At 72.0% G+C, this 12,152-nt stretch carries 8 protein-coding genes; 3 read left to right on the forward strand and 5 right to left on the reverse strand.

From position 1 onward, the window contains the following. Positions 1 to 91: 91 nt before the first annotated feature. The 3 genes from DLJ59_RS34765 to mfd all read right to left on the reverse strand — a co-directional run bounded on the left by DLJ59_RS34765 (position 92) and on the right by mfd (position 5,637). Positions 92 to 1,078 (reverse strand): nucleoside triphosphate pyrophosphohydrolase, encoded by a 987-nt coding sequence (locus DLJ59_RS34765; RefSeq protein ID WP_124778347.1) that lies wholly within the window; start codon positions 1,076 to 1,078, stop codon positions 92 to 94. Between the two features lie 2 nt (positions 1,079 to 1,080). Next, the gene (locus DLJ59_RS34770; protein ID WP_124778348.1) at positions 1,081 to 1,887 is read right to left on the reverse strand and encodes a SurA N-terminal domain-containing protein; all 807 of its coding nucleotides are present in this window, start codon (positions 1,885 to 1,887) and stop codon (positions 1,081 to 1,083) included. A gap of 63 nt (positions 1,888 to 1,950) precedes the next feature. Then, on the reverse strand, positions 1,951 to 5,637 hold the full coding sequence (mfd, locus tag DLJ59_RS34775; RefSeq protein WP_124778349.1) for a transcription-repair coupling factor: 3,687 nt from the start codon (positions 5,635 to 5,637) through the stop codon (positions 1,951 to 1,953). Positions 5,638 to 5,913: 276 nt separating this feature from the next. On the opposite strand from mfd, the gene DLJ59_RS34780 reads away from it, so the two are divergent. Next, the gene (locus DLJ59_RS34780; RefSeq protein WP_244236389.1) at positions 5,914 to 6,762 is read left to right on the forward strand and encodes a hypothetical protein; all 849 of its coding nucleotides are present in this window, start codon (positions 5,914 to 5,916) and stop codon (positions 6,760 to 6,762) included. Between the two features lie 128 nt (positions 6,763 to 6,890). After that, positions 6,891 to 9,677, forward strand: a complete 2,787-nt coding sequence (gene ppc / locus DLJ59_RS34785; RefSeq protein ID WP_124778351.1) for a phosphoenolpyruvate carboxylase — start codon at positions 6,891 to 6,893, stop codon at positions 9,675 to 9,677. A 68-nt stretch (positions 9,678 to 9,745) separates the two neighbouring features. Here ppc and DLJ59_RS36515 read toward each other — a convergent pair whose 3' ends face one another. After that, positions 9,746 to 10,531, reverse strand: a complete 786-nt coding sequence (locus tag DLJ59_RS36515; protein WP_158630947.1) for a hypothetical protein — start codon at positions 10,529 to 10,531, stop codon at positions 9,746 to 9,748. Positions 10,532 to 10,585: 54 nt separating this feature from the next. Between DLJ59_RS36515 and rmuC the strand changes: the two genes are divergently transcribed. Further along, positions 10,586 to 11,761: a DNA recombination protein RmuC gene (gene rmuC, locus DLJ59_RS34795; protein ID WP_124778352.1), complete on the forward strand. Its 1,176-nt coding sequence runs from the start codon at positions 10,586 to 10,588 to the stop codon at positions 11,759 to 11,761. A gap of 115 nt (positions 11,762 to 11,876) precedes the next feature. Here rmuC and DLJ59_RS34800 read toward each other — a convergent pair. Further along, positions 11,877 to 12,152: hypothetical protein (locus DLJ59_RS34800; protein ID WP_124778353.1), on the reverse strand; the 276-nt coding region annotated here is incomplete at its 5' end.

Here is a 12,152-nt window from a genome sequence, read left to right on the forward strand (position 1 = left end):
CATCCGCGCCACCGAACCTCCACCCCCAGACCCGCGTTGATCATGAAGTTATTGCCCCGACACGCCGAGGCGGACGGCAATAACTTCATGATCAACGCGGGTCTGGGGGTGGGGGTTCGGTGGCGCGGATGCGATCGGCGTGGGCCAGGGTGGCGCGGCGGAGGGCCGCTTCGGGGTCGATGCCCGCCTCGCGGGCCGCGGCTACCGTTGCCAGCAGGCTCGCGCCCAGCTTCGCTTCGGCGTCCGGCTGGGCGTCGGGCAGTGGAGGTGCGACCTCGATGCCCCTGCGAGCGGCGCGGTCCAGGATCTGCGCCGCCAGGGCCAACGCGGGCTGGCTCAGGGCCACGCCGTCCAGCGCCGAGTGCCGCGCCTTCTCCGCGCGCTTGATCCGCTCCCAGTTCTCGGTGATCTCCTCCAGAGTGCCCGCCTCGGCACCGGCGAAGACGTGCGGATTACGGCGGATCATCTTGTCGACCAGGCCACCGGCCACGTCGTCGATGCTCCACCGCTCATCCTCGGGTAACTCCTCGGCGAGCCGCGCGTGCAGGACCACCTGCAACAACACGTCGCCCAACTCCTCGCGCAGCGCGTCGGTGTCGTCGGCGCTGATCGCGTCGTACGCCTCGTAGCTCTCCTCCAGCAGATAACCGGCGAGGCTGCGGTGCGTCTGCGCCCGCTTCCACGGGTCGCCACCCGGCGAGGCCAGTCGATCCAGCACGGCCACCGCGTCGAGCAGCCGGGCACCCGGTGGATCCCACGAGCCGTACATCAGCTCCATCTCGGCCAACCCCGGCTGCCGGGCCAGCCGCAGACCCAACTCCCGGGCCAGCGCCTCGTCACCCGCCGGGCCGGCCAGCCACACCACGGTGCCGTGTGCCGCCACCGCGTCCAGCAACGGCTGCGTCGCCGGGCCGTCCACCACCGTGACCTCGGCACCCGCCTGGCGCACGGCCGTGACCAACTCACTGTCCGCGCCGGTCAGCACCGGGTGCTGGCGTACGACGTCCCAAGCCGCGGAGGTCAACAGGCCGACGGGCAACCGGGGCGAGGTGACCAGGAGGACGATCCGTGCGGTCATGCTCAGCTGGCCGTGCCCTCGTCCGGCGCCGGGCCCTCGGCACTCGGGGCGTCGCTCGACGGCAGCGGCTCCAGGGTGGAGATGTCAGTGACCGGACCGGCCTCGTTGATGTACGGCAGCGAGTAGAAGATCGGCGTCTGGCCCTTGTTCACCATCGACGGCACCCCGACGTTCCGGAAGCGCGGGTTGATCGAGACGTCGACCCGGCCCGCTTCCTCCTCCAGCGCGGTGCTCAGCGCGGTGGCACTGCGGACGAAACCGCCGTCACCGAACGCCTGGCGGACGTCGGCGATCGACATCCCACCCGAGATCGCGTCGACGTCCTGGAGCGCGCCGTAGACGGCCATCAGCGACTCGTCGCTCAGCTCGGCCGGCGGAAGCTGCTGGTTGAGCACCTGGAGCAGGTCAATCCACTCGCCCCAGAGCTTGGCGTACTCGGTGCTGGCCGGCACCTCCAGGGTCTGCTCGAGCTGCTGCGGGCTGATCACGTCAGGCACCTGAAGGTTCTTCGCCGCCGCCACCCGCTTACCCAGATCCAGGCTGACCAGCAGGTCCACCACGTCCTGACGGGTGACCTTGGAGCGCAGGTCCTCCGGCGACGGCGTCGCGCCCTCCTGAGCAGCCCGCCGCTGGATCGCCTCGCCGTACTGTGCCTGCACCTCGTCGTAGATCCCGTCGACCCGGGTCAGCGAGTAGGTGGTGTCACCGACATACGCGGCGATGTTCGGTGCGGACTTGCCGCAGGCAGCGAGGGAGAGGACACCCAGGGCCGCGACGCTGGCGGCGGCGATCACACGGCGAGCACGCATACCCGTCACTCTCTCATGCCCTCCCCCACGCTGTGACGGCCCCCACCGCACCGCGAACCCGCCTCAACCCGCCGCGACGGCGAGTGGGGCGGGAGCACCGAGCACATCGGAGAGCAACTGCGCACACCACTGGAGCAGGGCCTGGTCACGCAGCGGCTCGCCGCCGATCCGACGGGTGGTCGGTCGGGGCACGCTGACCTGGTCGGTGGCCTGCTTGTAGACGGCATCCGGGTGGTAGCGCTTGAGCCGCAACTGCTTCGAGTCCGGCAGCGGCAGCGGGCCGAACCGGACGTGCTTGCCCTGCATGGACACGTCGGTCAGCCCGTAGCGGCGGGCCAACAGGCGGAACCGGGCCACCTCCACCAGGTTCTGCACCGGGGCCGGCGGCTCGCCGTACCGGTCGGTCATCTCGGCGATCACCTCGGCCAGGCGCTCCTCGTCGCGCGCCTCGGCGAGCTTGCGGTACATCTCCAGGCGCAGCCGCTCCACGCTCACGTAGTCGTGCGGCAGGTGCGCGTCGATCGGCAGGTCGATCTTGACGTCGGGTTCGTCCTCCGCCCGCTCACCCTTGAACGCGGAGACCGCCTCGCCGACCATCCGCACGTACAGGTCGAAGCCGACACCCTCGATGTGCCCGGACTGCTCGCCACCGAGCAGGTTGCCGGCGCCCCGGATCTCCAGGTCCTTCATCGCCACGTACATGCCGGCGCCCAACTCGGTGTGCTGGGCGATGGTCGCCAACCGCTCGTGGGCGTGCTCGGTGAGCGGCTTCTCCGGCGGGTAGAGGAAGTAGGCGTACGCCCGCTCCCGGCCCCGGCCGACCCGGCCCCGGATCTGGTGCAGCTGGGCCAGGCCGAGCAGGTCGGCCCGTTCCACGATCAGGGTGTTGGCGTTCGGGATGTCGATGCCCGACTCGACGATCGTGGTGCAGACCAGGACGTCGAACTCCTTCTCCCAGAAGCCGACCATGACCTTCTCCAGGGCATCCTCGGTCATCTGGCCGTGCGCCACCGCGACCCGCGCCTCGGGCACCAACTCCCGCAGCCGCCGTGCTGCCCGGTCGATCGACTCGACCCGGTTGTGCAGGTAGAACACCTGCCCGTCGCGGAGCAGCTCACGGTGGATGGACGCGGCCACCTGCCGGTCGTCCTGCGCGCCGACGAAGGTGAGCACCGGGTGCCGCTCCTCCGGTGGCGTGGCGATGGTGGACATCTCCCGGATGCCGGTGATCGCCATCTCCAGGGTGCGCGGGATCGGCGTGGCCGACATGCTGAGCACATCGACCGACGCGCGCAGCGTCTTCAGGTGCTCCTTGTGCTCGACACCGAAGCGCTGCTCCTCGTCGACGACCACCAGACCGAGCTGCTTGAACCGGGTCGCCGCCTGCAACAGACGGTGGGTGCCGATGACGATGTCGACGGTGCCGTCGGCGACCATCTCCAACGTCCGCTCGGTCTCCTTCGCCGTCTGGAACCGCGACAGCTGCCGGATCTGGACCGGGAACTGGCTCATCCGCTCGGCGAACGTGTTGTAGTGCTGCTGTACCAGCAGGGTGGTCGGCACCAAAACCGCCACCTGCTTACCGTCCTGCACCGCCTTGAACGCCGCCCGGACCGCGATCTCGGTCTTGCCGTAGCCGACGTCACCGCAGATCAGCCGGTCCATCGGGACGGTCTGCTCCATGTCCCGCTTGACCTCGTCGATCGCGGCGAGCTGGTCCGGCGTCTCCTGCCAGGGGAAGGCGTCCTCCAACTCCCGCTGCCACGGCGTGTCCGGGCCGAACGAGTGACCCTTGGACGCCTTGCGGGCGGCGTAGAGCTGAATGAGCTGCGCGGCGATCTCCTTGACCGCCTTGCGGGCCCGGGCCTTGGACTTCTGCCAGTCCGAGCCGCCCATCTTGTGCAGGGTCGGCTGCTCGCCGCCCACGTAGCGGGAGAGCTGGTCGAGCTGGTCGGTCGGGACGAACAACCGGTCGCCGGGCTGGCCTCGCTTGCTGGCCGCGTACTCGATGACCAGGTACTCGCGGCTGGCGCCGTTGACGGTGCGCTGCACCAGCTCGACGTAGCGGCCGATGCCGTGCTGCTCGTGCACCACGAAGTCGCCGGCCTTGAGCTCCAGCGGGTCGATGGTGTTGCGCCGCCGGCTCGGCATCTTGCGCATGTCCCGCGTCGAGGTGCCCCGACCACCTGTCACGTCGTTGCCGGTGAGCAGCACGAAGCGGGACGCCTCGTCGACGAACCCGCTGCTCAGCGCGCCGCAGGTGACCACCAGCTCGCCGGGGACGGGCGCTGTCGGCACCTCCTCGACCAACCGGGCACCCAGGCCGGCGTCGCGCAGCACCTCCACCGCCCGCTGGGCGGGGCCGTGCCCCTCGAAGACCAGCGCGATCGACCAGCCCTCGCCGGCCCAGCGCTTGAGGTCCTCGACGACCCGCGAGGTCTCGCCGTGGTACAGCGGCGCCGGCTGGGCGGACAGGGTCACCGCAATCGCGTCGTCCGGGGTGACAGCGGCCTGCTCCGGGGCGTCTTCCCAGGGCTGCCGCGTCTCGGCCGTCTCCGCCTCGACCATAATTCGGCCTCCGCGCCGGGAGCCGGCACTCCGGACCGAATGAGGGTCGTCGACCAGGCCGAACGGGGACAGCGTCCACCACGGCTGGCCGAGCTTGCCGGCGGCGGCGCGTACCTCGCCGAGGGTGCGGAAGGCGGCGGCGCCGACGTCCACCGGGGCCTGGCCGCCGACCGCGGCGGCGGCCCAACTGGCCTGCAAGAACTCCTCCGAGGTACGCACCAGGTCGTGCGCCCTCGTGCGGATCCGCTCCGGGTCACAGAGCAGTACGTGGGTGCCGGGCGGCATGGCGTCCAGCAGCAGCTCCAGCGAGTCGGGGCCGACCAGCACCGGTGCCAGCGACTCCATCCCCTCCACCGGGATGCCCTCGGCCAGCTTGTCCAGGATCTCGGCCAGCTCGGGGTGCTGCTCGGCGAGCGCGGCGGCCCGTTCACGGACCGACGGGGTGAGCAGCAACTCCCGGCAGGGCGGTGCCCAGAGCAACGGAACCTGCTCGATGGTGCGCTGGTCGGCGACGGCGAAGGTGCGGATCTCCTCCACCTCGTCGCCCCAGAACTCGACCCGGGACGGGTGCTCGTCGGTGGGCGGGAAGACGTCCAGGATGCCGCCGCGGACCGCGAACTCGCCGCGCTTGGTGACCAGGTCGACCCGGGCGTACGCCATGTCGATCAGCCGGCGGGCGACCTCCTCGAGGTCCGCCTCCTCGCCGGCGGCGAGCTGCACCGGCTCCAGGTCACCGAGCCCCTTGAGCTGGGGCTGGAGCAGCGAACGGACCGGGGCGACGACCACCCGCAGCGGCCCGGTGCCGCCGTGGGCGTCGGCCGACTCGGGGTGCGCCAGCCGGCGCAGCACGGCCAGCCGTCGGCCCACCGTGTCCGAGCGTGGGGACAGCCGCTCGTGCGGCAGCGTCTCCCAGGAGGGGAAGACCACCACCTGCTCGGCCGGGAGCAACCCACCCAGCGCGGCGGCCAGGTCGTCGGCCTCCCGGGTGGTGGCGGTCACCGCCAGCACCGGTCGCCCGGCCCCGTCGTTGTCGGCGGCGACCGCCGCGACGGCGAACGGGCGCAGCGCCGCCGGGGCGGTGATGTCGAGGCCGTCGACCTGGGCGGCACCGGAGCGCGCCAGGTCACGCGCCCGGGCCAGCGCGGGGTCGGCGAGAGCGGCGGTGAACAGACCGGTGAGCAAGGGAATCCTTCCAGGGGAGTCGACGCACACGACGGCGGCCCCTCGTCCACTCGGACGGGGGGTGCACGACGACCAGCCTATCCCCGTCGACCCGCCAGCTCCGGCTTCCGCCAGCTCCGGCTTCCGCCAGCTCTGGCTTCCGCCAGTGATCCCCTCGGGTTCAGGGAAACCGGGGCATCCTCGGCGCGTCGACACCGCGCCTTCCTGAAACCCGAGTGGATCTTCCGCCCCTGACGTCAGGCACCACGCAGCATCGGACTGCTCATCGGCACCTTCGTGCTGGCCACGGCGTTCATCGCTGCCTACGTCGGCGCACTGCACCAGCCCACCCCACGGGACCTGCCGGTCGGCGTCGCCCTCGGCGACCAGCGCGCCCAGGCGACGCTCGCCGCCGTGCGCGGTCAGACCACCATCATCACACCGATCGAGTACGACGATGCCGGCGCCGCCGAGCACGGCCTGCTCAGCCGGGCGGTGTACGCCGTGCTCAGCACCGGCCCCGACAACGGCCTGCTCCTCACCGTGGCGAGCGCCTCCGGACCCTCCGCCACCAGCGCGATCCGGGAGGTGCTCACCACCGCCGCCACCCGCACCGGCACCACCCCCCGTACGGCCCGACGGGCCGGGCTGCGCATCGCCGCCCTGGCCGTCTACAGCGTGCTGCTCGGCATCGCCGGCGCGGTCGTGGTGGGGCCGGTGCTGGACATCTGGCACCACGACGTACCGACGATCGCCGCGATCGGCGCGCTGGCCGTCTTCGCCGCCGCGATGTTCGCCAGCGCGATCCAGGGCTGGCTCGGCGTCGCGGGCACCGCGCTGGTGATCCTGCTGCTGGTGGTGCTCGGCAACCCGGGCTCCGGAGGCATCTACGCGCCCGAGTTCCTGCCCGGGGTGCTGCGAAACATGCACCGGTGGAACATCCCCGGCCTCGCCAACGACCTGAGCAAGGCGGCCGTGTACTTCGACTGGCGATCCGCCGGCTGGCCGGCCTTCGCCCTCGCGCTCTGGGCGGTGCTCGGAGGGCTCGGGTTGGTCAGCGCCAACCTGGTCCGCGGTCGCCGAGCCGCCACCTCCAGCCCCGCGACGGCCCGCTCCGGCCCCTTGTCGGGCCGCGACGGTGGCTGAGATCACGTCGAAAACACCCTCCTGACGGCAGTGGATCACCAGGGGGCCCTCCAGACCTCCCCTGCGCGCGGATACCATCCAGTAAGTCGGACAGCGCTGTCCTTCGTATCCACGTAAGGGAGCGCATCGTGACCGACCAGCACGACCACGACGGCCCGGACGCCGCACTGCGCGCCGACATCCGCCGACTCGGCACCCTGCTCGGCCAGACCCTGGCCCGCCAGGAGGGGCGCCCGCTGCTCGACCTCGTCGAGGAGATCCGCGCCCAGGTCCGCAGCGACGCCCCGGCGGCCGCCCAGCGCCTCGGCGGGCTCGACGTGACCACCGGCACCAAGCTGGCCCGCGCCTTCTCCACCTACTTCCACCTGGCCAACATCACCGAGCAGGTGCACCGTGCCCGGGATCTGCGCCGCCGCCGCGCGGTGCAGGGCGGCTGGCTGGACCAGGCCGCCAAGATGATCGCCGAGCGCGGGGTGCCGGCCGAGGAGATCGCCAACGCGGCTCGCCGGCTGGCGGTGCGGCCGGTCTTCACCGCGCACCCGACCGAGGCGGCCCGTCGCTCGATCCTGTCCAAGCTGCGGGCCATCGCCGACGAGTTGGACACCGAGACCGCCAACGCCATCCTCTACGGGGCCAGCGACGAGGGTCCGGCCAACCGTCGGCTGGCCGAGTTGCTGGACCTGATGTGGCAGACCGACGAGCTGCGGCTCGACCGGCCGGACCCGACCGACGAGGCCCGCAACGCGATCTACTACCTGCGCGACCTGTACGCGGAGGCCGCCCCGCAGGTGCTCGACGACCTGGCCGACACGTTGCGCACGCTCGGCGTGGAGACCTCGCCGACGGCCCGGCCGTTGAGCTTCGGCACCTGGATCGGCGGCGACCGCGACGGCAACCCGTTCGTCACCCCGGCGGTCACCCGCGAGGTGCTGACCATCCAGCACGAGCACGGCATCGCGGCCACCGAGAAGGCGATGGACCACCTGATCAACGAGGTCTCGGTGTCCCGCCGACTGCGCGGGGTGTCCCTGGACCTCTCCGCCAGCCTCGCCGCCGACCTGGACGCGCTGCCCGAGGTGGCGCAGCGCTTCCGTCGGGTCAACGCGGAGGAGCCGTACCGCCTCAAGGCACGCTGCGTGAAGGCGAAGCTCGCCAACACCCGGCAGAGGTTGCGCCAGGGCACCGCGCACGTGCCCGGCCGGGACTACCGGGGCTCCGCCGAGCTGATCGCCGACCTGGACCTGCTGCGCGCCTCGCTGGCCCGCAACTCGGGGCAGCTCACCGCGGTCGGCCGGCTGGCCTCCACGATCCGTACGGTTTCCGCGTTCGGCCTGCACCTGGCCACCATGGACGTCCGGGAACACGCCGAGGCGCACCACGCGGTGCTCGCGCAGCTCTACGAGGCGGTCGGCGAGGTCTCCGACTACCCGGCGCTGACCCGGCTGGAACGCACCAAGCTGCTCGCCGACGAGCTGACCGGCCGCCGGCCCCTGTCCACCCTGGACACGGCGTTGTCCGAGCCCGCCCGCAAGACGTTCGACGTGTTCAGCACCATCCGGGAGGCACAGGACCGGTTCGGCGCCGAGGTGATCGAGTCGTACATCATCTCGATGACCCTGGGCGTCGACGACGTGCTGGCCGCCGTGGTGCTGGCCCGCGAGGCGGGCCTGGTGGACGTGCACAGCGGGCGGGCCCGTGTCGGGTTCGTGCCGCTGCTGGAGACCCCGGCCGAGCTGAACGCCGGCGGCGAACTCCTCGACGAGTTGCTGTCGCTGCCCGCGTACCGGGCGCTGGTGACCGCCCGAGGCGACGTGCAGGAGGTCATGCTCGGCTACTCCGACTCCAACAAGGAGGCCGGGATCACCACCAGTCAGTGGTCGATCCACCGGGCGCAGCGCGCGCTGCGTGACGTGGCCGCCCGACACGGGGTGCACCTGCGGCTGTTCCACGGTCGGGGTGGCACGGTCGGGCGCGGCGGCGGGCCGACGCACGAGGCGATCCTGGCGCAGCCCTACGGGACGATGGACGGCGCGATCAAGGTGACCGAGCAGGGCGAGGTGATCTCCGACAAGTACACCCTGCCGTCACTGGCCCGGGAGAACCTGGAACTCACCCTCGCCGCGGTGCTCCAGGCGACCCTGCTGCACACCGCACCCCGGCAGCCGGCCGAGATGTTGGAGCGCTGGGACGCGACGATGGACGTCGTCTCCGCGTCGGCGTTCCGGTCCTACCGGTCCCTCGTCGAGGACCCGGACCTGCCGGCGTACTTCTGGGCGTCCACCCCCACCGAACTGCTCGGCGCGCTGAACATCGGCTCCCGGCCGGCGAAGCGCCCGAACACCGGCGCGGGGCTGTCCGGGCTGCGGGCCATCCCGTGGGTGTTCGGCTGGACGCAGACCCGGCAGATCGTGCCGGGCTGGTTCGGCGTCGGCTCCGGGCTGGCCGCCGCCCGCGAGGCGGGGTTGGCGGATGTGCTGGCCGAGATGCACCGCAACTGGCACTTCTTCCGCACGTTCCTGTCGAACGTCGAGATGATGCTGACCAAGACCGACCTGAGCATCGCCCGCCGGTACGTCGAGACGCTGGTGCCGAAGAAGCTGCACCCGATCTTCGAGCAAATCGAGCAGGAGTACGAGCTGACCAAGCGGGAGGTGCTGGCGGTCACCGCCTCACCGGCCCTGCTGGAAAACTCGCCGGTGCTCCAGCGCACCCTGGCCGTCCGCGACACCTACCTGGAGCCGCTGCACCACCTCCAGGTGGCGCTGCTGCGGCAGTACCGGGAGTCGGGCGCGGCCGGGCGGGCGATCGCCACCGCCCCGGGCGGCCGACGCGCACCGAGCGACGGCACCGCCCTGGAGCGCGCGCTGCTCACCACGGTGAACGGCATCGCCGCCGGGATGCGCAACACCGGCTGATCGGCAGGTACGACAACGGGCCCCGGTCGTTGTGACCGGGGCCCGTTGTCGTAGGTCTGCGAAGACGCTCAGAAGTCGCCGCCGCCGAAATCCCCGCCGCCGAAGCCGCCCCCACCGAAGTCACCGCCGGCGTAGTCGCCGCCGCCGAAGTCCCCACCCTGGTCGCCGCCGCCGAAGTCCTGGTCGGCACCGTCGCCGCCCTGGTCGACACCGTCACCGAAGCCCTCCTGGTAGCCGTACCCGGGGTCGGCGAAGGCGGGCGAGAAGAGCGCGTCGGCGATCAGGATGCCGCCGAGCACACCGGCACCGGCGCCCAGCGCCGTCTTCCACCACGGCGTCGAATACCAGCCGGCGGGCACCGGTCGACCCTGATAACGCCCACCGGGGTAGTAGTAGGGCGTTTCCCGCCCGGGTTGCGGCCCGGCCCGGAAGGTCTGCCCCTGCACATCGACCTCACGCTCCTTGGTGAGCTGACCCACGCCGCGGGCGGCGGCCAGGGTCGGCACCTCGGGGCCCGGATCGATGCCCAGCGCCGTGCGCGCCGCCCGGATGTACGCCAACCCCTCCAGCGCGGTCTCCCGGGCCAGCGCGAACTGGTGCGGCGTGGACGCCTGCTCCAGCTGGGAGCCCGCCGCGTTGTACCGCTCACCGGCGTCGGCCAGCGCCTGGCGTACCGCCGGTTCGTCGCCGTGCAGGTTCATCAACTGGCCGCCGAGTCGCTCGTACCACCGCTGCGCCTCCGCGCGGGCGTCGCCGAGCTCGGTGCGCCGGCGGGCACCGGCCTGGGCGCGGATGAGCGCCGCGGCGCCCAACGCGCCGACCAGCACGACGGCGAGACAGAGCACAAGTTCCATGCCATCGAACGTACCCCCGGGTGTCACGTCGTATCCGTCTGGCAAGCTCCGGTGATGGACGTCTCGACGCTGCTCCTGGTGATCGTGTGCCTCGGCGCCGGCGGGGCGGTGGGCTGGCTCGCGGCCCGGTCCCGGTCGGCTGCCGACATCGCCCGGCTCGATGCCACCCTGGCCGCCACCCGGGAGGGCGAGGGCCGGCTGGAGCAGTCCATGCGGGCGTTGAGCTACGAGGCCACCGCGCAGTCCCAGGAGGCGGTGGCCCGGGCCGTCGCGCCGCTGCACGACACCCTGCGCCGCTACGAGCAGCGGGTGGCCGAGCTGGAGCACGACCGCGTCGACGCGTACGCCGAGCTGCGGGAGCAGGTCCGTTCGATGAACGCGGTCTCCGGTGAGCTGCGCACCGAGACGAAACAGCTGGTGGCGGCGCTGCGCGCACCGCAGGTGCGGGGCCGCTGGGGCGAGCATCAGCTGCGCCGGATCGTCGAGGCGGCCGGGATGTTGGAGCACTGCGACTTCGCCGAGCAGGTCACCGCCGCCACCGACCAGCAGGTCGTCCGGCCGGATCTGGTGGTCCGACTGCACGGCGGTCGCTCGGTGGTGGTGGACGCGAAGGCCCCGTTCGACGCGTACCTGACCGCCATGGAGGCCCGCGACGAGCGCGGCCGGGACACTCACCTCGACGCGCACGCGCGGCACCTGCGAGGGCACGTGGACGCGTTGGCCGCCAAGTCGTACTGGTCGGCGTTCGACAACTCGCCCGAGTTCGTGGTGCTGTTCGTCCCCGCCGACCCGTTCCTCGACGTCGCGCTCCAACGAGACCCGACGCTGCTGGAGCACGCCTTCACCCGCAACGTGGTGCTCGCCACGCCGGCCACGCTTGTCGCCCTGCTCCGCACTGTCGCCTACTCCTGGCGGCAGGAGGCACTGGCCCGCAACGCACTCGCGGTGCACACCCTCGCCCGGGAGCTGTACGGTCGACTCTCCACGCTGGGCGACCACGTGGGCAAGCTCGGGTCCTCGCTGGCCGGTGCGGTGACCGCCTACAACCGGGCGGTCGGCTCGCTGGAGGCCCGGGTGCTGGTCAGCGCCCGCAAGCTCGCCGAGTTGGGCGTCTCGGACGACGAGTTGGCCACGCCGGCCCAGGTCGAGTTGACGCCCCGGCAGCCGCAGGCACCTGAGCTGGCCGATCCGGCCGACGGCGAGGTCCCGACCCGCTCGCCAGCCATGTGACTGTGCGTACACCCGTCTGTCCCGAAGTGATCACAAGGGACTGATCCGCTCGTGACACCGGCAGGAGCCCGTCCCCACGTTCCGGGGCGAGCTCCCGCCGGTCAGCGGCGAGTGCTCAGGATCGTTGGGCGGCGGTGACGACGAACGGGGTGCCCTGCTGGCAGGTGGTCATCATGCCGGGCTCCACCCGACCGGTGACCTCGACCCGCGTGCCCGGCGTCAGCACGTCACGCGGGCCGCCGAGCAGCAGATAACCGTCGAGCAGCACGCAGCCGGGCTCCACCCCACCCTGCACCGTGCCGCTCAGGGTGGTGGCCCCGACGCCCGGTGGCGTGCTGGGGCCGCCCGGTTTCGGAGTCTTCACCCCGGGCCGCGTGGTGGGGGTGACAGG

This window comes from Micromonospora inaquosa, from assembly GCF_003857055.1.
Classification (GTDB): Bacteria; Actinomycetota; Actinomycetes; order Mycobacteriales; family Micromonosporaceae; genus Micromonospora; species Micromonospora inaquosa.

Coding starts and splice junctions, on each gene's coding strand:
- DLJ59_RS34765 (WP_124778347.1), bottom strand. CDS start 1,078: ATGACCGCACGGATCGTCCTCCTGGTCACCTCGCCCCGGTTGCCCGTC.
- DLJ59_RS34770 (WP_124778348.1), bottom strand. CDS start 1,887: ATGCGTGCTCGCCGTGTGATCGCCGCCGCCAGCGTCGCGGCCCTGGGT.
- DLJ59_RS36515 (WP_158630947.1), bottom strand. CDS start 10,531: ATGGAACTTGTGCTCTGTCTCGCCGTCGTGCTGGTCGGCGCGTTGGGC.
- rmuC (WP_124778352.1), top strand. CDS start 10,586: ATGGACGTCTCGACGCTGCTCCTGGTGATCGTGTGCCTCGGCGCCGGC.